General features: G+C 62.2%; 21 protein-coding genes and 1 tRNA gene. 9 read left to right on the plus strand and 13 right to left on the minus strand.

Features of this window, described 5'->3' with window-relative positions; genetic code table 11:
* Positions 1–24 precede the first annotated feature (24 nt).
* Positions 25–549 carry an Lrp/AsnC family transcriptional regulator gene (locus TM1040_RS08880; RefSeq protein ID WP_044026706.1) on the plus strand — a complete coding sequence of 175 codons (525 nt, stop codon included), beginning with the start codon at positions 25–27 and terminating at the stop codon, positions 547–549.
* A 7-nt stretch (positions 550–556) separates the two neighbouring features.
* On the opposite strand, the gene TM1040_RS08885 is transcribed toward TM1040_RS08880, so the two are convergent.
* The 8 genes from TM1040_RS08885 to TM1040_RS08920 form a co-directional block, all read right to left on the minus strand.
* Positions 557–1,636 (minus strand): 2'-deoxycytidine 5'-triphosphate deaminase, encoded by a 1,080-nt coding sequence (locus TM1040_RS08885; protein WP_011538256.1) that lies wholly within the window; start codon positions 1,634–1,636, stop codon positions 557–559.
* Between the two features lie 165 nt (positions 1,637–1,801).
* Positions 1,802–1,878 (minus strand) — tRNA-Pro (locus tag TM1040_RS08890).
* Positions 1,879–1,979: 101 nt separating this feature from the next.
* Positions 1,980–4,460, minus strand: coding sequence for a MerR family transcriptional regulator (locus TM1040_RS20415; protein WP_085978760.1), 2,481 nt, complete (start codon positions 4,458–4,460; stop codon positions 1,980–1,982).
* A 101-nt stretch (positions 4,461–4,561) separates the two neighbouring features.
* Entirely contained in the window at positions 4,562–4,864 is a 303-nt protein-coding gene (gene ihfA / locus TM1040_RS08900; RefSeq protein WP_005623412.1) for an integration host factor subunit alpha, read from the minus strand.
* Positions 4,865–4,951: 87 nt separating this feature from the next.
* The gene (locus TM1040_RS08905; protein ID WP_011538258.1) at positions 4,952–5,923 is read right to left on the minus strand and encodes a beta-ketoacyl-ACP synthase III; all 972 of its coding nucleotides are present in this window, start codon (positions 5,921–5,923) and stop codon (positions 4,952–4,954) included.
* Positions 5,924–5,938: 15 nt separating this feature from the next.
* The gene (plsX, locus tag TM1040_RS08910) at positions 5,939–7,066 is read right to left on the minus strand and encodes a phosphate acyltransferase PlsX (protein ID WP_011538259.1); all 1,128 of its coding nucleotides are present in this window, start codon (positions 7,064–7,066) and stop codon (positions 5,939–5,941) included.
* 41 nt (positions 7,067–7,107) lie between these two features.
* Complete coding sequence (gene rpmF / locus TM1040_RS08915; protein WP_005623419.1) at positions 7,108–7,314, minus strand: 50S ribosomal protein L32; 207 nt, start codon at positions 7,312–7,314, stop codon at positions 7,108–7,110.
* A 290-nt stretch (positions 7,315–7,604) separates the two neighbouring features.
* Positions 7,605–8,153, minus strand: coding sequence for a YceD family protein (locus TM1040_RS08920; protein ID WP_011538260.1), 549 nt, complete (start codon positions 8,151–8,153; stop codon positions 7,605–7,607).
* A gap of 86 nt (positions 8,154–8,239) precedes the next feature.
* Here TM1040_RS08920 and TM1040_RS08925 point away from each other — a divergent pair, with 86 nt between their 5' ends.
* The 3 genes from TM1040_RS08925 (at position 8,240) to TM1040_RS08935 (ending at position 11,518) form a co-directional block, all read left to right on the plus strand.
* On the plus strand, positions 8,240–8,707 hold the full coding sequence (locus tag TM1040_RS08925; RefSeq protein ID WP_011538261.1) for an outer membrane protein assembly factor BamE: 468 nt from the start codon (positions 8,240–8,242) through the stop codon (positions 8,705–8,707).
* 157 nt (positions 8,708–8,864) lie between these two features.
* Entirely contained in the window at positions 8,865–9,641 is a 777-nt protein-coding gene (locus TM1040_RS08930; protein WP_011538262.1) for a GNAT family N-acetyltransferase, read from the plus strand.
* A gap of 62 nt (positions 9,642–9,703) precedes the next feature.
* Entirely contained in the window at positions 9,704–11,518 is a 1,815-nt protein-coding gene (locus TM1040_RS08935; protein WP_044026707.1) for an ABC-F family ATP-binding cassette domain-containing protein, read from the plus strand.
* Between the two features lie 183 nt (positions 11,519–11,701).
* On the opposite strand, the gene TM1040_RS08940 is transcribed toward TM1040_RS08935, so the two are convergent.
* Positions 11,702–12,457 carry an SDR family NAD(P)-dependent oxidoreductase gene (locus TM1040_RS08940; protein ID WP_011538264.1) on the minus strand — a complete coding sequence of 252 codons (756 nt, stop codon included), beginning with the start codon at positions 12,455–12,457 and terminating at the stop codon, positions 11,702–11,704.
* A gap of 151 nt (positions 12,458–12,608) precedes the next feature.
* Positions 12,609–13,532, minus strand: a complete 924-nt coding sequence (locus TM1040_RS08945; protein WP_011538265.1) for a GNAT family N-acetyltransferase — start codon at positions 13,530–13,532, stop codon at positions 12,609–12,611.
* A gap of 45 nt (positions 13,533–13,577) precedes the next feature.
* On the opposite strand from TM1040_RS08945, the gene TM1040_RS20270 reads away from it, so the two are divergent.
* A complete protein-coding gene (locus tag TM1040_RS20270) occupies positions 13,578–13,715 on the plus strand; it encodes a hypothetical protein (RefSeq protein ID WP_166485539.1) in 138 nt (45 codons plus the stop codon).
* 112 nt (positions 13,716–13,827) lie between these two features.
* Here TM1040_RS20270 and tyrS read toward each other — a convergent pair whose 3' ends face one another.
* The gene (gene tyrS, locus TM1040_RS08950; RefSeq protein ID WP_011538266.1) at positions 13,828–15,081 is read right to left on the minus strand and encodes a tyrosine--tRNA ligase; all 1,254 of its coding nucleotides are present in this window, start codon (positions 15,079–15,081) and stop codon (positions 13,828–13,830) included.
* 143 nt (positions 15,082–15,224) lie between these two features.
* Between tyrS and TM1040_RS08955 the strand changes: the two genes are divergently transcribed.
* Positions 15,225–16,352 (plus strand): anhydro-N-acetylmuramic acid kinase, encoded by a 1,128-nt coding sequence (locus tag TM1040_RS08955; protein ID WP_011538267.1) that lies wholly within the window; start codon positions 15,225–15,227, stop codon positions 16,350–16,352.
* Between the two features lie 171 nt (positions 16,353–16,523).
* On the opposite strand, the gene TM1040_RS08960 is transcribed toward TM1040_RS08955, so the two are convergent.
* A complete protein-coding gene (locus tag TM1040_RS08960; RefSeq protein WP_011538268.1) occupies positions 16,524–16,994 on the minus strand; it encodes a cupin domain-containing protein in 471 nt (156 codons plus the stop codon).
* A gap of 67 nt (positions 16,995–17,061) precedes the next feature.
* Between TM1040_RS08960 and TM1040_RS08965 the strand changes: the two genes are divergently transcribed.
* Positions 17,062–18,480, plus strand: a complete 1,419-nt coding sequence (locus TM1040_RS08965) for a protein adenylyltransferase SelO (RefSeq protein WP_011538269.1) — start codon at positions 17,062–17,064, stop codon at positions 18,478–18,480.
* Between the two features lie 254 nt (positions 18,481–18,734).
* On the opposite strand, the gene TM1040_RS08970 is transcribed toward TM1040_RS08965, so the two are convergent.
* A complete protein-coding gene (locus TM1040_RS08970; protein ID WP_011538270.1) occupies positions 18,735–20,072 on the minus strand; it encodes a DEAD/DEAH box helicase in 1,338 nt (445 codons plus the stop codon).
* A 430-nt stretch (positions 20,073–20,502) separates the two neighbouring features.
* On the opposite strand from TM1040_RS08970, the gene TM1040_RS08975 reads away from it, so the two are divergent.
* Together TM1040_RS08975 and TM1040_RS08980 are read left to right on the plus strand one after the other, a co-directional pair.
* Positions 20,503–20,919 carry a Fur family transcriptional regulator gene (locus tag TM1040_RS08975; protein WP_011538271.1) on the plus strand — a complete coding sequence of 139 codons (417 nt, stop codon included), beginning with the start codon at positions 20,503–20,505 and terminating at the stop codon, positions 20,917–20,919.
* Positions 20,920–21,078: 159 nt separating this feature from the next.
* The gene (locus tag TM1040_RS08980; protein ID WP_011538272.1) at positions 21,079–21,972 is read left to right on the plus strand and encodes a DMT family transporter; all 894 of its coding nucleotides are present in this window, start codon (positions 21,079–21,081) and stop codon (positions 21,970–21,972) included.

Raw genomic sequence — 21,972 nt, forward strand, 5'->3', positions numbered from 1 at the left:
TGTGAAGATATGAAAGGCCACGGTATGGAAAAAACAGAGACCATTCGGAGCTCCGCGCGGGCGAGCCGTGGTATTGATGCATTGGACCGAAGAATATTAGGTGCGCTCAGCCGGGATGCCACCCAATCCTATGCCACGATCAGTGAACAGGTCGGGCTCTCGGCACCGGCGGTGCATGAACGTGTGAAACGTCTTCGGGCCTCTGGGGCGATCAAGGCCACCGTCGCACAGATCGACGGCGCGCAAGTGGGAAAGCCGATCCTCGCCTTTATCCATGTCGACACCATTGGCTGGGGTAAAACCCGCGAGATCATGGCGCTCGAAGAGTTTCCCGAGGTGGAGGAAATCCACTCCACCACCGGCAATACCTGTCTCATAATGAAGGTGCGTGTGGCCAGCCCACATGCGCTCGAGGGGCTCTTGTTCAAGATCTACGATATCGAAGGCGTGCGTGGCACCAGCACGTATCTGACGCTTTCGACGGTGCTTGAACGCTCTGCGCAAGCGGATGTCACCGCCGATCTTGAAAGTGTCAGCTACCCGCGCTGACCCATTGTCAGCTGGGGCTGCGGAAATGTTTCGAGAGTTTCAGCCCCTGGCCCTGATAGTTTGAGGCAATCCCCGCGCCATAGAGCTGCTCTGGCAGCTCGGCCATGCGCTCATAGACCAGACGGCCCACCACCTGCCCGTGTTCGAGCACAAAAGGCGCCTCGTGACAGCGCACCTCCAGCACGCCGCGAGAGCCAGCCCCACCGGCCGCGGCATGGCCAAAACCGGGATCAAAAAAGCCCGCGTAATGCACGCGAAACTCGCCCACCATTGCAAGGTAGGGCGCCATCTCAGCCGCGTATTCGGGCGGGATATGCACCGCCTCGCGGCTCACGAGGATGTAGAACGCACCCGGATCAAGGATGATCCGGCCCTTGTCGCTGCGCACTTCCTCCCAATAGTCGCGAGGATCATAAGCGGAGATCCGGTCGAGGTCGATCACGCCGGTGTGCGGTTTGGCGCGGTAGCCCACCAGATCGGTGCCGGGCAGGCGCAGATCGACAGAAAAGCCAAGCCCATCCTCGATCACGGCCTCGCCATCCACCAGTGGGGTCTTTGCGTGGAGATCCGCGAGCGCCGCGTCATCCAGCACGGATTGCCCGTCGCGAAAGCGGATCTGATTGAGCCGCATGCCGGGGCGGGCCAGCACAGAAAAAGAGCGCGGGCAGATCTCGGCATAAAGCGGGCCAGTGTAACCGGCGCGGATGCGGTCGAACTCCTCCCCCCCATCGGTGATGGTCCGGGTCAGCAGGTCGAGCCGCCCGGTGGAGCTTTTGGCATTGGCTACGGCGCTTACTGTATCGGGCAGGTCGAGTGCTTCCATCAGCGGCACCACATAGACGCAGCCTTTTTCCAACACGGCACCTTCGCTGAGGTCGATGCGGTGCATCTCAAACTCTTCGAGGCGCTCGGCCACGGTGCGCCCTTGGCCCGCAAGGAATGACGCGCGCACGCGATAGGCGACCTTGCCCAGACGGAGGTCAAGGCTTGCGGGCTGGATCTGACCTTCGCTCAGCGGCGCGTCGATTTTGATGTCTGCACGCGCGAGCATGGTTTCGATCGTCTGGCTGGGCAAAACACCGGTCATAGCTGCGGTTCCCTGATGGCGTCCCTGTCCCGAGGGATGCTGACGCATATTCTGTCATGCCACAATACGCAGAATGCGCGTTGCGAATTCTTTTGGAAAACCAACGGCAAAGCAGGCGGCGGATACACAAACGCCCGAGCGTTTGACCGCTCGGGCGTTTTGTTATGGTCGGGCTAGCAGGACTCGAACCTGCGACCTTCCGTCCCCCAGACGGACGCGCTACCAGGCTGCGCCATAGCCCGTTGTGGGAGCTTTCTACTGCTTTTTGCGGCAGGGGCAAGAGGCGAAATTTATTTTTTCTCGCTTTTTCAATGCGCCTCTCATTGGACCCAATGCTCCCCGATCAGTGCCGGGAGGCGATCTCGCGCAAAGCGGTTGCAATCTCGCGCAACGCGCCTTGTTGCGCTGCCGTCAGTGTACCGAGGCGCGAGAGGCGCTGAAGAGGTCCGGCGGCAAAGCTGCCCTCAGGGGTGTCGGAAACCTCGATCACCCGCGGGCGCGGCGACTCCGCTGTGGGCGTCGAGTCAGCCGCCAAAGGTGTGCGCTCTGTCTCTGGGAACTGATCCAGGGCTGCGGCGTCTTCGGCCTCATCTGTGACCGGGGCAGCGGCGTCACGTTCTTCGGCGGTCTCCGCATTGTCCTCAAAGGGGCCTGCATCAGGCGCGGACTGCGGGTCTGCCTCTGGTGCGGCCTCGGCTGCGGTGTCCGTCATCGCATCGGTCACATCCAATGCGGGGGCGGGATCCTGATCCGAGGTTTCGGTATGCGAATCGGACGCCTCGACCTCGGCGTGAGGCATCTCAGACGCGGGTTCTTCTACTGCGGACACATCGCTATCGTCCGCGCCCGTGATGTCGACATCTGAGGGAGCGGATTCGGTGGTCTCAGCCACGGGAGCGGTGGCCTCTGCCAGGGCGCTGGCCATCTGCGCTGCCGGATCGGCGTTTGTTTCCTCTATGGCCGCCAAGTCCGAAGACACTGGCTCGTCGGAGACAGGTTGAACAGGCGCGGGTTCGTCGGCGGGCGGGTGTTGAGAGCCCGGCGAGTCGAATGCGGGCGCGTCCAGTGCGGGCTCAGAACTGGGGTCGTCCGAGGCAAGAGATTGGATCGCCGTCTCGTCGACGCCTGCACTGCCCTCAATGGGTTGCAAGGCCTCGGGGGTTTCAGTCACAGAATCAGATGCTTGAACCGTATCGGGTTCTTGCGTCGTCCCGGCGAAGAGAGCATCTGGCGCTGACGCCTGAGCCGCCATCTGCTGCGGTGCTTCTCCTGTAAAAGAGACCTCGGTTGAAATCTGGTCAGACGTAAGGTTGGCGGGGCGCGCGTCTGCAACCGGCGCGGTTGATCCCTTAGAAACAGCCTCTGTCGACTCCGCATCGGTTGCAGATCCGTGAACTGTCTCCGCCTGATCCGCGACGGGATCGCCTGCGAGATCGTCCGCAGGTGCATCCGCAACCGGTGCCTCTGCAACCAGATCCTCGGCAGGGGGCGTCCCGACAGGCGGCGCGGACATCTGTGACTCTTGTTGCGCCAGTGGATCAGGCTGCGCCGGGGCGGGCTGAGTTGGGTTAGGCGCAGGCGGATCGGAGGCAACAGCTGCGCTGTCGGACGCCGGTGCTTGCCCGGCGTTTTGCGCATCTGCGGCTGCGGCAAAGAAATCCTGCTGGTCGGAATTCGATGCCGAAGAGGGGGCAACAGTGGCAGAGGAAGGTGTTGTGGCCGCACGCACGGCCTGGGCCTGTGAGGCCATATCCCGTTGCGGTGCGGCGGCATTTGGAAGGTCCATGGGCATCGCCATTTGACCTGCGGATGTCTGCGGCGTCTGCGCGCCGCCCACATGGGCGCGCGCGTGATCGCCTTCCTGTGGCGCACTATCCTCAGCAGCGCCTTCCGGTGTGGAAGGGCTGCGCACGGCTGGCGCAGTATCGCTGGTGGGGGCAAACTCACTCGGTGTTTGGTGCAAAGATGCGGCGGCGGCCTCCGAGGGGGCAGCGGAGGAAGCAGGAGCGGCAGGCGGCGTTTGCGCGGGCGGCGTGGCTGGTCCTGCGTCAGCGGGCGCAGGCGACGGCGCGGCAGGCGGTACAGAAGGCGGTGTGCCCAGTGGGGCCGCGTCCGCGTCCTGACCAGCGCCAGCCTCCGCCCCCAGTGAAGGGGATGCCGCAGGAGGAGTCGTAGGCTGGGACGGGGTCTCGGTGGACGCCGGGCTCTCGGCAGGCCCCGAGGAAGCTACGTTCTCCGCCGGGGCAGATGTTGCCGCGCTGGATGCATTTGCAGAGGCGGCTGCGGGTGTCTGGCCCTGAGGCGGGGCCATGCTGTCGCCCGGCGCAACGGGGGGCGTAGCCGCTGCAGGCGTCACGGGAGCGGTCGGCGCGGGCGGGGTTGCGGGGTAGGGCGGTGGCGGTGGCGGAGCCGCTTTGCGCTCCGATTGCTCTTCGGCGCCGGGGGGATCGCGGTCTACCAGCGGGGCCTTGGGCTTTTCGACCTCAGATGGCTCAACCCATTTGCTCGCTGGTTTGGCCTCAATCGCTGATTCGTCCTCTTGGTCGCCGTCGAGCGGCTTGGAGAGCGACTGCACATGCTGGATGCCCTCTTCGCGCAACAGGGCTTGTGCCTCTTTGATCGACAGACCTTCTTCGTGCAGGAGGTGCTGAATACCGCCCAGAAGCAACATATCCGTTGGGCGATAGTAGCGCCGTCCACCGGCGCGTTTGACGGGTTTGACCTGCGTGAACTTACTTTCCCAGAACCGCAGCACATGCGCCGGTACATCCAGCCATTCTGCTACCTCGCTGATGGTGCGAAAGGCGTCAGGGGACTTGGACATGGGGCGACCCTTTATTGGCTGCGGCGCATCGGTCTTGCGCATATGGGTATGGCCCCGCAAACGGGGGCCGGTGCTTCATTTGGTATGATCGGCGAAGACGGTTAACTTTTGTTGCCGTCCGCGACGCGATCTTTCATCAGGTGCGAAGGGCGGAAGGTCAGCACACGGCGGGGCTGGATCGGCACTTCTTCACCGGTTTTGGGATTGCGTCCGACACGGGCGGATTTATCGCGCACGCTGAAGGTTCCAAAAGAGGAGATCTTTACCTGTTCGCCGCGCACCAAAGCGTCCGACATGTGCTGAAGCATGCTCTCGACGAGCTGCGCGCTTTCGTTGCGTGACAGACCAACTTCGCGAAACACCGCCTCGCTCAGATCCATTCTCGTAATCGTTTTTTCAGTCATAGCCATCCCCGTTGTTTCTCAAAACAATAGGAGGTCAGGAATTTCCCTGTCAATATCAATGAATTGGAAGGTGCGGTTTCCCCCGCATTACCACCGCAAAACCACAGCACCCCACGCCAGACCGCCACCAATGGCCTCGGTAACGATGAGATCGCCGGGTTTGATCTGGCCGCGCTCAACCCCGACGGACAGGGCCAGCGGGATGGAGGCAGCGGAGGTGTTCCCGTGATCCTGAACGGTCACGACCACCTTGTCCATGGGCAGGCCCATTTTCTTGGCGGTGCCCTGAATGATGCGGATGTTGGCCTGATGGGGGACGATCCAATCCACCTCGTCGGTGCTGGCACCGGCGCGCTCCAGAGCCGTATGGGCTGTGGAGGCGAGTTTTTCGACTGCGTGGCGGAAGACCTGGTTGCCCTGCATGCGCAGATAGCCCGTCGATTGGGTCGACACGCCACCATCGACATAGAGCAAGTCCTTGTAACGACCGTCAGAATTCAGATCCGTCGCCAGAATGCCGCGATCCTTGGAGGTGCCTTCGCCCTCCTGCGCCTCCAGCAGAAGCGCGCCCGCGCCGTCTCCAAAAAGCACGCAGGTCGAACGATCCGTCCAGTCCATGATGCGCGAAAACGTCTCGGCACCAATGACCAGAACGCGATCGGCCTGACCAGAGGCAATCAGCGCGTTGGCGTTTGAGAGCGCATAGACAAAGCCCGCGCACACCGCCTGCACATCAAAGGCAAACCCCTTGGTCATGCCAAGCTGCGATTGCACCATGGTTGCGGCGGAGGGAAAGGTCAGATCTGCCGTCGATGTGGCCAGAACAATGGCGTCGACATCATCTGCGCTGCGTCCTGCGGATTTGAGCGCGGCCTCGGCGGCACGAGTGGCCATGTGCGAGGTGGTTTCCCCTTCGGCGGCGAAATGGCGGCGTTCGATCCCGGAACGCGAGCGAATCCATTCGTCAGAGGTATCCAGCGTAGCCTCGAATTCAGCGTTCTCTACAATGCGGTCTGGGAGGTAGTGCCCTGCGCCAATCACAACTGCGCGTCGCGTCATTCGTTTGCCTGCCTTCTAGTTCGTGCTCCCGGTCTCAGAATCGCCGGGTGCGTCCGCGTCTGCGGACGTTGCGTCATCTTGGGCAAGCTCTACGGCGGATGCAACCCGGGCTGCAAGCTTTTCCGCAAATCCTTGTTCTGCAAGAAGAAACGCAAGTTTCACGGCAGCCGAAACGCCCGTGGCATCGGCGCCGCCATGAGATTTCACAACGGTGCCATTGAGGCCGAGGAAAACGCCACCATTGACCCGGCGCGGGTCGATCCGTTTGGCAAGGCGGGACAGCGAGGTATAGGCCAAGAGGGCCGCCAGACGGGATAGGATAGAATATTCAAAGGCTTCGCGGATCGCCGAGCGCAACAGGCTGGCGGTGCCTTCGCCGGTTTTGATCGCGACATTGCCGGTAAAGCCGTCGGTGACGATCACATCGGCGATGTCTCCGGGGATGTCGCTGCCCTCGACAAAGCCGACGAATTCGAAATTCGCCTTCTCTGCGTTCTGAGAGATCAGCGCGTAGGCTTCCTTGAGTTCCGCGCGGCCCTTGTGTTCCTCGGTCCCGACGTTCAACAGCCCCACACGCGGGCAGGGCAGATCCATCGAGTTTCGGATGTAGGAGGTGCCCATCAGGGCGTATTGCAACAGATCCTCTGCATCGGCGCGCACATCGGCGCCCACGTCGAGCATGACGTTAAACCCTTGTGGGTTACGCGAGGGCCAGAGAATCGCAATGGCCGGGCGATTGACCCCGGGCAGCTTGCGCAGGCGCAGCATCGACAGCGCCATCAAGGCGCCGGTGTTACCGCAGGAGACAACGCCATCAGCCTCGCCAGAGCGCACGGATTCAAGGGCCGACCACATCGAGGTGCCCTTGCCGTTGCGCATGACTTGGCTTGGCTTGTCTTCCATCGTGACCACATCGCGTGCGTCACGAATCTCCACGCGGCCCTTCAGGGTTTTCCTGCGGGCCACAAGGGGTTCTAACTCTTCAGCGGGACCATGCAGCAGGAACCCGATATCGGGGTTCTTGCTCGCGGATTTGGCGATGCCTGCGACCACAACGGCCGGGCCGGCATCGCCACCCATGGCGTCCACCGAAATCACGGTGCGGCGGGCATCTGCCTGCGATGGAGCGGTGTTACCCGTCATACGACTGCGTGCCTGCCTGGCATACGTGATCCCGTTTCGACTCAGGCCGCGTCTTCGTCCAGGTCGATCTCGTCGGCCTGTGCTACGATCTCTTTGTCGTCATAGTGGCCGCAGGAGGGGCACACGTGGTGGGGACGACGCAGCTCACCGCAGTTGGAGCATTCGTTCGGGTTTGCAGCAACCAGAGCATCGTGCGCGCGGCGGTTGTTGCGGCGCGATTTGGATACTTTGTTCTGTTGGACAGCCATGTCTCAACCTTTGTCTAACTAGGGCCATCAAGCAGCAGAGCCGTCAGGCGCGTTTCATGTTTCCGTGTCAATCGGTGTGACGTCCGGTGTGACCGTGCGTGTAGGCCGCAGTCGCTCCGATGTCCAACCAAAAATTCCGATGAGCGCGCGAAAATACTGCGAATCTGCGTTTGCGCAAGCGATTTCTTCGTGCTCAGTGGTCGTCAATGCCAGCCTGCCCCCGAGTCGAGAAAAAATTCTGCCTCTTTCGGGGGGCGCATGCCTCTGTGCAGAGGCGGCGCGGCTGGACCTCAGGAGTCCTTGTCGCCGGGTTTCAGCAAATCTGCAAGCCCGGCAAAGGGGCGGGTGTCCTCATCCGTCATCGGCGCTGTGCCGGGTTCGGCGTGAATGTGCTGGCCCAGTTCGGCGCCTTCCTTGCGCGGATATTGCGGCAGATGGAGCGCCACGCTTTCGAGCATCACGTCATAGGGAGAGATGAATTCGCCCAGCTCGTCGATATTGTCGTCATCGCTCATCTCGACCTCTGCTTCGTCGGGAATGGCGATCTCTGCGAGAAACAGGCGCTCCACATCGGTGTCGATGCGGGTGGTGACGGGGTCGAGCGTGACCACGCACGGCTGCGTTACCGTAAAGCCGAGTTTGCCCTTCAAAACCCAGTCACGCTTGCCGCGCGCCTTGATCTCGCCCTCGAACCGCAGCTTGCGCAGGGCATCGACGCCGAGTGCGCTGGCGATCCCGACCAGGGCTTTGGCCTCTGGCGTCAGCGTGAATCGCGTCGGGCGATTCTGGGGCAGATCGGCAACCCGCAGGGCGGCGGTCTCAGAGGGGGTGGAACTCACGAGCGTACTTTCATTTCTTGAACCATTAGCTCGAGTTAGGTAATCGGGACTTCAGTCTTTATCAACCCGAACCGCAGGGGAAGCGCATGATTGCAAGTCCGAAGACCGTAAAATCCGCAATGCGGAGCGCGCTTCTCGTTGGGGTGTTGGTGGCGGTCACCGCCTGCACGGCCCAATACCGCAAGCATGGCTGGGTCCCCGGACCTGATCTTCTCAACGAAGTTGTGGTCGGTGTCGACACGCGTGATTCGGTTTCAGAGACCATCGGCGAGCCCACCATCGACTCGCTGGTGGACGACAGCGGCTATTATTATGTCAGCTCGCGCATCAAACGCTTTGGCCCCAAAGAGCCGGAGGTTGTCTCGCGCGATCTCGTGGCGATCACCTTTGATGGGCGCGGCGTTGTCGACAGCGTGCAGCGCTACACACTGGCGGATGGACGCGCCGTCCCGCTCGAGCGCCGCGTCACCGACTCGAATCTCGAGGACAAGACGTTCCTGCGCCAGTTGATCGGCAACCTTGGCAACTTCAACCCAAGCAGCTTCCTGCAATAACGTCGGTAGCGGTCGCTCCGAGGAGCGGCTAGCAGTCTAAAAGTGGCCCGGGGGATGAATTCGTCACCCGGGTTACACATGTTTTGTGCTAGCAAGAGCCGAGCGTGCCCCAAAAGCGGGGCGCGGCGCACAGAACAGAGACAGACACGAGCAGGCCATGGCGATCCCTTCCCGGTCCCAATCTTCCGACCCAGCGCCGCGCGCAGGTGATCTTTTGTCCAAGGGGCGCTATTGCGCGCGTCTGGCGGCGAATGACGGTGATATCGCCGCCGCGCAGGCCCTGCGCACCTTGTGTTTTGGCACGCTGGATGTGGACCGGGACCATTTTGACGACAGCTGTGCCCATGTTCTGGTCGAAGAACGTGCAAGCGGCACGCTGGTCTGCTGCTTTCGCATGTTGGTGCTGGCGGGCGGGGGCGAGGTCGCGCGCACCTACTCGGCACAGTACTATGACCTTTCCGCATTGGCCGATTTCGACGGGCGCATGGTGGAGATGGGGCGGTTTTGCATCCACCCGGACTGGAGCGATCCGGACATCCTGCGGGTTGCATGGGGCGCGATGACCAGCTTTGTGGACCGCGAGGAGATCCAGATGCTCTTTGGATGCTCGTCCTTCGCGGGAACAGAGACGGCGGTCTATCTGGATGCCTTTGCGATGCTCAAACACCGTCACCTGGCCCCCAAACGTTGGCTGCCCCGCGTCAAGGCCCCCGATGTGTTCCGCTTTGCCGCACGGCTGCGGCGCAAGCCTGACGCCAAGAAGGCGATGCTCCGGATGCCGCCCTTGCTGCGCACCTATCTGATGATGGGCGGCTGGGTCAGCGATCACGCGGTGGTCGACCGGCATATGAACACGCTGCATGTGTTTACAGGGCTGGAAATCGGCGCGATTCCCCCTGCGCGCAAGCGTTTGCTGCGGGCGGTGGCGGGCTAGGCCGCGCCCCCCGGCGCCATGATACATTGACGAAGAGAGCGGCGCGGTTTAGCTCCGCTCTCATGGCACGTATTCCTCTTTTGCAGATGTCCGGGATTTCGCTGACCTTTGGTGGCGATCCGGTGTTTTCCGACCTCGACCTCGTGGTGCAGCCCGGCGACCGGGTTGCGCTTGTGGGGCGCAATGGCTCGGGTAAATCGACCTTGATGAAAGTCATGGCCGGTCTTGTGGAGGCGGATGCCGGCTCCATCGTGATCCCGCCCGGAAATTCCGCCGGCTACATGGAGCAAGACCCCAAGATGGAGGGCTTTGCCACGCTGGGGGATTTTGCGGCCTCGGCACTGGAACCCGGCGAGCTTTATAAAGTGGAGCGCGCAGGCGAGGGGCTGAAGTTCGACCCCGCCCGCCCGGTGGAAACCGCTTCGGGCGGGGAACGTCGGCGCGCGGCGCTGGCGAAACTCATGGCCGAGGCGCCCGAGCTGATGCTCTTGGACGAGCCGACCAACCACCTTGATATCGAAGCGATTTCCTGGCTCGAGGGTGAGCTGGCCTCAACCCGTGCAGCCTTTGTGCTGATCTCGCACGACCGCGCGTTTCTGCGCGCTCTGACCCGCGCGACCCTCTGGGTGGACCGCGGTCAGGTGCGCCGTCAGGACAAGGGGTTCGAGCATTTTGAGGCGTGGCGCGACAAGGTTTGGGAAGACGAAGACATGCAGCGCCACAAGCTCAACCGCCTGATCAAATCCGAAAGCCGCTGGGCGGTCGAAGGCATCTCGGCCCGGCGCAAACGCAACATGGGTCGGGTGCGCGCTTTGCAGGATCTGAAATCCGAACGCGCGAGCCAGATCAAACGACAGGGCGCGGCGGCGATGGAGCTGGAGGCGGGGCCAAAGTCCGGCCGCAAGGTTATCGAGGCCGAAGGTATCACCAAACGCTTTGGCGACAAACAGATCCTCAACCACTTCTCCCTGACGGTGCAGCGCGGTGAGCGCGTCGCCTTTGTGGGGCCGAACGGCGTGGGCAAGACGACGCTGTTGAAGATGCTTCTCGGGCAGGAAACGCCGGATGAGGGCACAGTCAAACTGGGCACGAATCTGGAGGTCGCAGTCTTTGATCAGACCCGCGATCAGCTCGATGGCGATTCGAGCCTGTGGGAGAACCTCACCGCGGATCCCTTGATGGGGATTTCTGGCAAGGCAGATCAGGTGATGGTGCGCGGACAGCCCAAACATGTGGTGGGCTATCTGAAGGAGTTCCTTTTTGATGAGCGCCAAGCCCGCGCACCGGTGCGCTCGCTCTCGGGTGGGGAAAAGGCCCGGCTTCTGCTCGCGAAACTCATGGCGCGCCCATCGAACATGCTGGTGCTGGACGAGCCGACCAACGACCTCGACGTGGAGACGCTTGATCTGTTGCAAGAGCTTCTGGACGCCTATGACGGCACCGTACTGCTGGTAAGTCACGACCGAGATTTCCTCGACCGGGTTGCGACGACCTCGGTTGCCATGGAAGGGCAGGGGCAGGCCACGGTCTATGCGGGCGGCTGGAGCGACTACCTCGCGCAGCGCTCCCCCAAAGCGGCGCCTGAGAAGGTCGAGAAATCAAAACCGGCAAAATCGAAACCAAAACCAGAGGCGCAGGCACCCAAAGAGGCGTTGAGTTTCAAGGAGAAACACCGGCTCGAGGCGCTCCCGGACGAGATTGACCGTCTTGAGAAAGAGATCGCCAAACTCGAAGAGCTGATGGCCGATCCCGAGCTTTTCACCCGCGAGCCGGTGAAGTTCAAAAAAGCCACAGAGGCCCTGGTGGAACGTCAGGAAAAACTCGCTGCTGCCGAGGAAGAATGGCTGACGCTGGAAGAAAAAGCGGCTCAGGCTTGACGCGTCACAGGCATTCTCTGGTCTGCAGGGGAGGTGTTTCGCTTCGGGCAGAGCCCGAAGCGACCCGCGCCGCGCGCACCCCTGCGGGGCGCGCGCGGCGCGCGGCCCAACCGGATCAATCCGTCCCCTCAGGGGGCGGTGAGCACAGGCGGGAGAGGTCTTAGATCGCAGGCGCAGTTGTCCTCAGCGCATCCGCAGCGCGCCATCGAGGCGAATGACCTCCCCGTTGAGATATCCCATTTCGACAATGAACCCTGCCAGACGTGCGTATTCCTCGGGCTGGCCCAAACGCGCCGGGTTTGGCACATCAGCGGCCAGCTGCGCCTGTGCCTCCTCTGGCAGTCCCGCCAGCATCGGCGTCATAAAGATCCCCGGTGCGATGGCCATCACGCGGATGCCCGAGGACGCCAGATCGCGGGCCATGGGCAGGGTCATGCCCACGATGCCGCCCTTGGAGGCCGCATAGGCCGCCTGGCCCTTTTGGCCGTCAAAGGCTGCGATCGAAGCCGTGTTGATGATGACACCGCGCGCGCCATCCGCCTCGGGCGTAGACTTGCTGATTTCTGCTGCGGCGAGGCGCGCCACGTTGAAGCTGCCGACCAGATTGATGTCGACGGTTTTCTGAAACGCGCCCAGCGGATGCGGACCATCCCGCCCGACGGTTTTGATCGCATGAGCAATGCCTGCGCAATTCACCGCTGCGCTCAACCCGCCCATTTTGTCGACCGCATAGGCCATCGCCGCCGCAACGCTTTCTTCGCTGGTGACATCGGTCTCGACAAAATGGGCTCCGATTGTCTCCGCGATCTTGGCACCCCGATCACCATCGCGATCCAGAATTGTGACCTGAGCGCCAGCGTTACGGAAATGACGGGCGGTGGCCTCGCCGAGACCGGATGCGCCGCCCGTGATCACAGCGCGCGTGGTTGCGAGTTTCATCTGTCCCGCTCCTCCCATGAAATGAACATACGTTCAAATAACCACGGCAGAGCCATTCTGTCCAGTCCCGCGCCATTGTCAGTTCTCGACAATGCATGCGGTCTCGATAACACCTCCTGAGGATGCTAAACCACGCAGAAAGGAGCCGCGATCAGCCGCCCATCAGCCTACGATCCAGAGCAGCCAGAGGAGCGAGGCGGCGTCCAAGCGGGGGCCAATAGAGCCATGTCCCCCCGAGTTGCGAGAGCCGTGCGCCTGTTCCCAGCTTGAACCGTGCAAGCCCACTTGCGTCCTCGGTGTTGATCACGCCGAGATCCAATCGTCGGATGCCCTTGGCGGCAAGCCAGTCCATCGCATTCCACATCAAGAGATTATGCGCGGAGAGCCTGCGCCCGCGCTCCGTGCTATGGGCGATATGATAGGTCGCGCCTTCACCATGGGTCAGAACCAGGATACCGGCCACTGTCTCACGCCCCTCATGCGCTTCAAAGAGTTTTGCCGACCCACGATTTGCTTGCGCATAAGCCAGTGTCAGCGCGGCAGGCCAGCTGCGATAACGACGTTTTTGCTGTTGCGCCGCATCGGCGCGTAAAATCCAGTGATCGGGCGCAATCGGCATGTTCTGTCGCGTTACCCGCAAGGCCTGCGCCTCCGCATGCGACAGGCGGTTGCGCCACTTCTGCGCAAGCCGGTCCCGCTGCGCTGTACGATCTGCAAGAATATCCAAGAGCCCCACGCTGGCCGGCGTCATCAACGGCAAAGCCCCGAGACGGCCAAGTTCGGGCACAGGATGCTCGGGTGACAGGAGCACCGGGGTCCGCCGTAACCCTTCTTCTTGAAGAATTTCAAGCAAACGCAAAGGTTTAGGCAATTCTGCGCGGTTGACCATCGCGACCTCGACACCCCAGAATTTGCGCCGCAGCACAAGCATGTCTTGCAGGCGATCCAGATGCAGCGGTGTCTGTCCAACCAGGTTCAATGCGCGCGAGAACTCGGGCGATTGCGCGAGTGTACGGAGTGAAGCGCTGCGTTGAATAGGGCGGGGCATGGCGGGGGTGGAACCAAGATCAAACATACCGCCATTAACAAGATGGAAACCTAATTGATGGTTAATGAAATCATGAAAAAGACCGTTAAAATCTACGGGCGCAGCGCCGCTGGCGCGCGCATGACAAAATGTGCGGCGCTGTTGATTGCCACCGCCCTGTCGATCCCGACCTTCGTCATTCTCACCGTGATCGAGGTGGTCTTTCTCTAGGCACGCCTATTGCCCAACAGGACAGACCGCTGGCTTCTTCTAACCCAAAATATCCTGGGGTGAATTGGCCAGGGGCCAAGAGGGGCAAAGCCCCTCTCGTCCTCTGTTTCCATCAGCCCTCGAGCTGCACAAGCGCGTGACGCTTTTTACCTGCCGACAGTTTGATCGGGGAGGCCAGCGCAGCGGCGTCGATCATCAGACCGGCATCCGTCAGCGGCGCATCGTCAAGCTTGGCGCCATTCTCAGAGATCAGGCGCTTTGCTTCCTTGCCGGATTTTGCGAGCCCGGATTTCACGATCAACTGTACGATCGACATCCCGTCGCCAAGCTCCGCGGGCGACAGCGACAGGGTCGGCAGGTCATCGCCCACACCGCCCTTTTCGAACACTTCGCGCGCTGTCGCCTCGGCAGCGCGCGCCGCCTCGGCCCCATGCAGGAGCGTCGTGACCTCATTGGCAAGGATGATCTTGCCCTCGTTGATCTCAGACCCCTGAAGCGCGCCCAGACGGTCGCATTCTTCAACCGGCAGCTCGGTATAGAGCTTCAGGAACCGCCCCACATCCGCATCGGTGGTGTTGCGCCAGAATTGCCAGAACTCATAGGGGCTCAGCATCTCGTCATTGAGCCAGATCGCGCCGCCTTGCGATTTGCCCATCTTGCGCCCGTCCGAGGTTGTCAGCAGCGGCGAGGTCAGGCCATAGATCTCATTCTCCAACACCCGGCGCGTCAGGTCGATCCCGTTGACGATATTGCCCCATTGATCCGAGCCGCCCATCTGCAACACACAGCCATAGCGGCGGTTCAGCTCCAGGAAATCATAGGCCTGCAGGATCATGTAGTTGAACTCGAGGAAGGACAGCGACTGTTCGCGATCAAGGCGTGATTTCACGCTCTCGAAGGACAGCATCCGGTTCACCGAGAAATGCCGCCCGATGTCGCGCAGGAACTCAAGGTAATTGAGCCCATCCAGCCATTCGGCGTTGTTGAGCATCATGGCGCCATTTTTGGCGTCAGAGTAGTCGAGGTATTTAGCAAACACCTTCTGCATGCCTGCAATGTTGGCGTCGATCTGCTCCGGCCCCAGCAGCGGGCGTTCATCCGAGCGGAACGAAGGATCGCCCACCTTGGTGGTGCCGCCCCCCATCAGGGTGATCGGGCGGTGGCCGGTTTTTTGCAGCCAGCGCAGCATCATGATGTTCAGAAGGTGCCCCACGTGCAGCGACTGCGCCGTGGCGTCATAGCCGATATATGCCGTCTGTGTACCGCTCACCAGTGCCTCATCGAGACCCTGATAATCGGTGCAATCCGCCAGGAATCCGCGTTCCATCATGATGGCGATGAAGTCCGATTTCGGATGGTAGGTCATAGCATGCCTCGGCTTTTGAATATGCAAGCGGCTGTATAAATCGCATCGACACCGGTGGGAACCTGTTTTCGGGACAAAATGTGCGGTGTATCATGTGCCGCAACGGGCGGGACGGCCCGGTTTTCGCAAGGAAGAGTGCAGAGATGGGCAGAGCCATATCCAAGTCAGGCCCGGTGCGGGCCTTGGGCGCCATGAGCGGGACATCGCTTGACGGGGTCGACGTCGCAGTTCTGGAAACCGACGGGCGCGACATTCTCGGCTTTGGAGAGACGGGCTACCGCGCCTATTCGGACGCGGAGCGGGAGGTGTTGCGGGCCGCGCTGGGCCAGTGGACCGGCGATGCAGTCGCGGCGGCGGCGCGGGTGGTCGAGGCGGCGCATATCGAGGTGATGACGGACCACGCCGATGTGGATCTCATCGGTTTTCATGGCCAGACCGTTGCACATGCCCCGCGTCTTCAGGGCACGTTGCAGGTTGGCGATGGTGGTGTGCTGGCCGAGGCCTTGGGGCGGCCTGTGGTCTGGGACTTTCGCTCTGATGATGTGTCGATGGGCGGCGAGGGCGCACCGCTCGCGCCTTTCTTCCATCATGCCTGCGCGCGCTATATCGGCGCGACAGAGCCCTTGTGTTTTCTGAACCTCGGCGGGGTCGGCAACGTGACCTATGTTGATCCCCGCAAGGCCCGGCCCGAAGACGAAGGGGCGCTTCTGGCGTTCGATACCGGGCCTGCCAATGCGCCGATCAACGACTTTCTTCAGTCCCGTCTCGGTCTTGCGATGGACGAAGGCGGTAGGATTGCATCCGGGGGCGCGGTGGAAAACGGCGCGCTGGAGCTGTTTCTCGCCGAGCCCTATTTTGCGCGGATGCCACCCAAATCTCTGGATCGAAACGATTTCCCCGAGATGATCGGACTCGTGACCGAGCTCAGCGATGCGGATGCCACCGCGACACTTACCGCCATGTGTGCTGCAGCCGTGGCGCAAGGCATGGAGCATTGTCCCAAGGCACCGTCAAAGGTGCTTGTCACCGGCGGTGGGCGGCACAATCCGGTGCTGATGGAAATGCTGCGGGTGTCGCTTGATTGCCCGGTAGAGCCGGTGGAAACGGTGGGGCTCGATGGGGACATGTTGGAAGCGCAGGCGTTTGCCTACCTCGCGGTCAGGGTGGCGCGCGGCCTTCCGACCTCAGCGCCCAGCACGACCGGCGTGCGCGCCTGCGTCGGCGGCGGGACGGTGACCGTTCCCGAAGGATGGACAGCGCGCAAAACCTGATCGTTTAACTTCGGGGTATACCTGCAATTAGTTTGGCGGGCCAGCTCCCGCCCGTCGCGGGCTGCATATGAAATGCACCCGCTCCCGATGGGCCAGGCGCCACGCAGCCGGACCAGCTGCGTGGCGCGGGTCGCTTCGGGCTGAGCCCGAAGCGAAACACCTCTCACGCGATCAGGCGCGGGGGATGTCAAACCCTTCAGTGGCGAGGGTGAAACCGGAAAAATCAAATCCCGGAGACACGGTGCAGCTGACGAGTGTCCAATCCCCCGTGCTGCGCGCCGCCTGCCAGTGGTCTTTGGGCACGATCAGCTGCGGGCGCCCCTCACGCAGGTTCGGGGTCAGCAGGTGATCCGTTGCCGGCCCCTGATCTGTGGCGGCAAGCGATAGCACCAGCGGCGCGCCCGCGTGATAGAGCCATATCTCGGTGGCATCGACCCGGTGCCAGTGGCTCTGCTCGCCTGCGCCAAGCAGGAAATAGATGCAGGTACCAGACGGGCGTCGGGGTGCGCTCCGACCTGCGTTGCCTCCGGACGCCGCATCCACCGTGTCCTCGACCCAGGTCTGGCGATACCAGCCCCCTTCGGGATGACGCTCCAACTGGAGGGTCTCGATGATCTCTTGTGCGTTCATGTCCTGCATCATGCGGCTGTGCTCCGGTCTGGTTCTGATTGCGGCTGGTAATTCGCGTGGGTCACCATATGTTTGCCCCATGACCCTCGATATCCCGTTTGACAATACATACGCGCAACTCGCGCCCGAGTTCTACACGCGACAGGCGCCCACGCCGGTAAAGGCGCCGCGCCTTCTGGCCTTCAACGACGCGCTTGCGACTCTTCTGGGGATCGCGCGAGGCACGGACGCAGAGCTGGCCCAGGTTTTTGGCGGCAACGAGCTACCAGAGGGGGCTGACCCGTTGGCGCAGCTTTATGCCGGGCATCAGTTCGGCACCTACAATCCCCAGCTCGGCGACGGGCGCGCGGTGCTCTTGGGCGAGGTGGTTGGGACCGACGGTCTGCGCCGTGACATTCAGCTCAAGGGCTCTGGCCCCACGCCCTATTCCCGCCGAGGGGATGGGCGCGCTTGGTTGGGTCCTGTGCTGCGCGAATATGTGGTTTCAGAAGCGATGCATGCGCTGGGCATTCCGACCACCCGCGCCCTTGCAGCGGTTGAGACAGGCGAGACGGTCTGGCGCGAGGGTGGATTGCCGGGGGCTGTGCTGACGCGGGTGGCCTCCAGTCATCTGCGTGTTGGCACGTTTCAGATCTTTGCGGCGCGGGGCAACACGGAGGCGCTGCGCAGCCTTACGGAGTATGCCATCGCGCGCCACTACCCAGAGGCCAAGGGGGCGCTTGGTCTGTTGCGGGCCGTGCGGGACGCCCAGGTGGAGCTCGTCTCGGCGTGGATGAGTGTTGGCTTCATCCACGGGGTGATGAACACGGACAACTCCTCAATTGCGGGAGAGACGATCGATTACGGACCCTGCGCTTTTATGGACGTGTATCACCCCAATCGGGTGTTTTCCTCGATCGACCGGACAGGGCGCTATGCCTATGGAAACCAACCACAAATCGCGGTGTGGAACCTCGCACAGCTTGCGACGGCGCTGATCCAGCTTGAGGACGATCCCGAAAGCGTACTGGAAGAGGCCACCGAGATCGTGCATGCGATGCCGGAGCTGCTGGAGGACGCGTGGCTGCGGCGGTTCCGCGCCAAGATCGGCCTTCGGGAGGTCGCAGAGGGCGATCTGGAACTGGTGTCGGATCTCTTGGGGATAATGGCGCAGGGGCAGGCGGATTTCACCAATACCTTCCGGGGGCTGCTGGACGGCACCGCGCGGGATCAGTTTCTGGAGCCCGAGGCGTTTGATGTCTGGGAGAGCCGCTGGAAGGACCGCCTGTCGCGGGAAGCGGACCCGGAGGCGCTCATGGCGCGCAGCAACCCGGTTCTGATCCCGCGCAATCACCGGATTGAGCAGATGATCGCTGCAGCCGTCGGGGGAGATTATGCTTCGTTTGAACGTCTGATGGATGCGCTGTCGCACCCGTTTGAGGCGCGGGAGGACTATGCCGATCTGCGCCGCCCGCCAGCGGAGGATGAGGTGGTACAGGCGACGTTCTGCGGCACCTAGCCCGCTCAGGTTTTGGCGGTTCAGGGACCAATTCTGTAACAGGAGCGTTTGCGCCGCGTTGCGCGTCGCCCGGGGCGCAGGCCGTTCTTGATGTTGGCCGAGCAGTACGGAACAAGCGCTGAGACATGCCGGGTTAAAAAAACGGGCTCAAGATCGCTGTCTTGAGCCCGCGTTGCGATTTCTCATTTGCGATCAACCAGATGTGCTGGCGCCGCCTTTCCCCGACAAAGACAGGTGAGTGGCACCAAGGTCGATCAGGACTTGCGCCGCTGCCGTCCACCCGCACCAGCGGCACCACGGGATTCGCCTGCGCCCCCCGAGGGGGCTGCGGATTTGCCACCGCCAAAGCGACGACGACCGCCGCCAGGCTTGCCACCGCCTTTGCCACGGCCACCGCCGCCGCCGCCGGGGCGACCGCGTCCGCCACCGCGTGCGGGTTTGGCTGCGGGGTCCGGCAGCTCTTCCCAGGCGCGACCAGAGGCCACGGGGATGGTGATGCCCATGGTTTTCTGGATCGCCTTCAGATCGCCAATCTCATCCGGCGCACAGAAGGCGACGGCCTGACCGTCTTTGCCTGCACGTGCGGTGCGACCGATGCGGTGCACATAGGCATCCGGCACATTGGGCAGCTCGTAGTTGTAGACGTATTTCACATCGGGAATATCAAGCCCGCGCGCGGCCACATCGGTGGCCACAAGCACGGTGATTTCGCCCGATTTGAACGCTTTCAGCGCGCGCTCGCGCTGGCCCTGGCTCTTGTTGCCGTGGATCGCCGCTGCCTTGAAGCCTGCCTTGTCCAGCACCTTCATCAGCTTTTCCATGCCATGTTTGGTGCGGCCAAAGACCAGCGTGCGCTCGCCATCATGGGCAGAGAGCAGCTCTTTGAGAAGGCTCAGCTTTTCCGCCTTGGCGATGAAATGAACCGATTGTGTGACCTTGGCGGCGGGTTTGCCCGGAGGGGTCACTTCGATGCGCACGGGGCTCTTGAGATAGGCGTTTGCGATCTCGTTCATCTGCTTGGGCATCGTGGCCGAGAACAGCATGGTCTGGCGCTCTTCGGGCAGGAGGGCCGCGATCTTGCGCAGGGCGTGGATGAACCCGAGGTCGAGCATTTGATCGGCCTCATCAAGAACAAGAAAGTCGCAAGACCCCAGATCCAGCGCCTTGCGGTCGAGGATGTCGAGCAGTCGGCCGGGGGTGGCCACCAGAATGTCGGTGCCTTTGGACAGGCGGTGGATCTGCGGGTTGATCGACACGCCGCCCACGACGAGCCCGGTCTTCAGCGGGCTGCCTTCGGTGAGACCGCGCAGGGTCTCTGCGATCTGATTGGCCAGCTCGCGGGTCGGAGCGAGGATCAGGCCGCGCACTGTACCGGCCGCAGGCTTGCGACCATATTCGAGCATCTGCGCCACCAGCGGCACGCCAAAGGCCGCGGTCTTGCCGGTGCCGGTCTGGGCCAGGCCCAACACGTCCTGACCATTCAGCGCATGGGGAATGGCGCGCGCCTGAATCGGGGTGGGTGTATTGAACCCCATCGCTTCCATGCGGGTGTGCAGGTGCTTGGGAAGGTCCATAGAGGAGAATTCGGTCATTCAAAGTCCTTTCGACGGCTGCAGCCTCGAGGCGCGCAACCGTTTCGGGCAGGGCCAGATGCCGCATACCCGATCATTCAGTGGGGCGGAGACCTCAGACCCAGACGGCCGCATGCCGTTCGGTCGATCTGCCGCAACTAGCCCCACGCGTGATCTTGGAACCATGGCATCCCCGACAAGATCCGGTGAACATGCCCCGCGCTTGCAAGAGTGCAGCGGCGGTTTGGGGCAGGGTGGCCATGTCGCTTGCGACGGGCCCGCTCGGATCTCTGCTCACGCGGCAGAGGGTATGCCTGAGGGGCACATGGCGTGGTGTGGGTGAAATGTCAATGGTGTGCGGGCAAGATGGCTGTTTGCTATGCGTCTTGCATTCGCTAAAAAGAAACGCCAAGCAAGGGACCCCGCATCGAACGACAGGGACAGATCAGGCATGACCGACACGATAATCTCGCGCTGTGAGGCCCATGGCCTGCGTATGACCGGCCCGCGCCGCACCATTGCGCGTGTTCTGGAGGAAAGCGACGATCACCCCGATGTCGAAGAGCTGCATGCGCGCGCCAATGCGCAGGATTCGGGGATCTCGCTGGCGACGGTCTACCGCACCGTCAAACTCTTTGAGGAATCAGGCATTCTGGAACGGCTCGAGTTTGGCGATGGCCGGGCGCGCTATGAGGATGCCGACCGCGATCATCACGACCATCTCATTGATCTGAACACGGGCGAGGTGATCGAGTTCTGTGATCCGGATATTGAGGAGCTGCAGGAACGCATTGCCAAAAAGCTCGGCTATGAGCTGCGCGGTCATAAGCTCGAACTCTATGGCGTGCCGATCAAAAAGGGCAGCTGAGCGGGCGCGGTTCGGGTCGCAGCCTGAGGGTCTCATCACCATCGTGAATAGAAAACCTCACAACTTCTGCTGAGGCAGGTGCGATTTCACGCTTGCGTCATGTGGTCGCATCGCGCCATGGCTGGGGTGTATTCAACGCCCCGCCAAGGACGCACGCCCATGGATAATGTCAAAGGTATTTTGCTGCTGCTGGTCGCGATGGTCGGCTTCACAGTCGAGGATCTCTTTATCAAGCAGCTCTCCGGTAGCCTGTCGGTGGGGCAGATCCTGGTGTTCATCGGGCTGGGGGCTGGGCTGTTGTTCTATGTGGCGCTGCGCCTGCAAAAGCAGCGCCTCTGGACCCGGGAGGCCTGGCAGAGCATGCCCGTGCTGCGCGCATTGGCCGAAGGGGGCGCGGCCATGAGCTTTGCCACCGCGCTGGCGCTGGTGGACATCTCGGTGGTGGCGGCCGTGTTTCAGGCGACGCCGCTGGCGATCACCATGGGGGCTGCGCTGTTTCTGGGAGAACAGGTCGGCTGGCGGCGCTGGAGCGCGATTTTTGTCGGCTTCATGGGGGTTTTGATCATCATTCGCCCAGGTCTTGACGGGTTTGAGCCCAACGCGCTTCTGGTATTGATCTCGGTGTTCTTTGTGGCGGCGCGCGATCTGATGACACGGCGGATGCCTGCGAGCATTCCTTCCTCCGTGGTGAGCGTACAGGCCTACCTCGCGGTGGTTGTCGCCGGCGGGGTGATGCTGATGTTCACACCGCAAACGCTGGTTGCGCCAACGTCCTTTGAATGGGCGATGCTGGCGGGGGGGACGCTTTTTGGGGTGATCGCCTACTATGGCATCGTCACCGCCACGCGGATTGCAGATGCCGCTGTCATCACGCCGTTTCGCTACTCGCGACTGGTGTTTTCCATGATCGGCGGCGCGATTGTGTTTTCGGAGCGCCCTGACGGGATGACGCTGCTCGGCTCCGGGCTGATTATCGCAACCGGGCTCTATACCTTTGTGCGCGAGCGCCGTCTGGCGCGTCAGGCCGCGCGACTGGCGGCACAGCCCGCCTGA

It is taken from the genome of Ruegeria sp. TM1040 (assembly GCF_000014065.1).
Lineage (GTDB): Bacteria > Pseudomonadota > Alphaproteobacteria > Rhodobacterales > Rhodobacteraceae > Epibacterium.

Coding starts and splice junctions, on each gene's coding strand:
- TM1040_RS08980 (WP_011538272.1), top strand. CDS start 21,079: ATGGATAATGTCAAAGGTATTTTGCTGCTGCTGGTCGCGATGGTCGGC.
- TM1040_RS08885 (WP_011538256.1), bottom strand. CDS start 1,636: ATGACCGGTGTTTTGCCCAGCCAGACGATCGAAACCATGCTCGCGCGT.
- TM1040_RS08880 (WP_044026706.1), top strand. CDS start 25: ATGGAAAAAACAGAGACCATTCGGAGCTCCGCGCGGGCGAGCCGTGGT.
- TM1040_RS20415 (WP_085978760.1), bottom strand. CDS start 4,460: ATGTCCAAGTCCCCTGACGCCTTTCGCACCATCAGCGAGGTAGCAGAA.
- TM1040_RS08970 (WP_011538270.1), bottom strand. CDS start 20,072: ATGACCGAATTCTCCTCTATGGACCTTCCCAAGCACCTGCACACCCGC.
- TM1040_RS08930 (WP_011538262.1), top strand. CDS start 8,865: ATGGCGATCCCTTCCCGGTCCCAATCTTCCGACCCAGCGCCGCGCGCA.
- TM1040_RS08935 (WP_044026707.1), top strand. CDS start 9,704: ATGGCACGTATTCCTCTTTTGCAGATGTCCGGGATTTCGCTGACCTTT.
- TM1040_RS08955 (WP_011538267.1), top strand. CDS start 15,225: ATGGGCAGAGCCATATCCAAGTCAGGCCCGGTGCGGGCCTTGGGCGCC.
- TM1040_RS08940 (WP_011538264.1), bottom strand. CDS start 12,457: ATGAAACTCGCAACCACGCGCGCTGTGATCACGGGCGGCGCATCCGGT.
- rpmF (WP_005623419.1), bottom strand. CDS start 7,314: ATGGCTGTCCAACAGAACAAAGTATCCAAATCGCGCCGCAACAACCGC.
- TM1040_RS20270 (WP_166485539.1), top strand. CDS start 13,578: ATGAAAAAGACCGTTAAAATCTACGGGCGCAGCGCCGCTGGCGCGCGC.
- TM1040_RS08975 (WP_011538271.1), top strand. CDS start 20,503: ATGACCGACACGATAATCTCGCGCTGTGAGGCCCATGGCCTGCGTATG.
- TM1040_RS08965 (WP_011538269.1), top strand. CDS start 17,062: ATGACCCTCGATATCCCGTTTGACAATACATACGCGCAACTCGCGCCC.
- TM1040_RS08960 (WP_011538268.1), bottom strand. CDS start 16,994: ATGATGCAGGACATGAACGCACAAGAGATCATCGAGACCCTCCAGTTG.
- ihfA (WP_005623412.1), bottom strand. CDS start 4,864: ATGACTGAAAAAACGATTACGAGAATGGATCTGAGCGAGGCGGTGTTT.
- plsX (WP_011538259.1), bottom strand. CDS start 7,066: ATGACGGGTAACACCGCTCCATCGCAGGCAGATGCCCGCCGCACCGTG.
- TM1040_RS08925 (WP_011538261.1), top strand. CDS start 8,240: ATGATTGCAAGTCCGAAGACCGTAAAATCCGCAATGCGGAGCGCGCTT.
- tyrS (WP_011538266.1), bottom strand. CDS start 15,081: ATGACCTACCATCCGAAATCGGACTTCATCGCCATCATGATGGAACGC.
- TM1040_RS08905 (WP_011538258.1), bottom strand. CDS start 5,923: ATGACGCGACGCGCAGTTGTGATTGGCGCAGGGCACTACCTCCCAGAC.
- TM1040_RS08945 (WP_011538265.1), bottom strand. CDS start 13,532: ATGTTTGATCTTGGTTCCACCCCCGCCATGCCCCGCCCTATTCAACGC.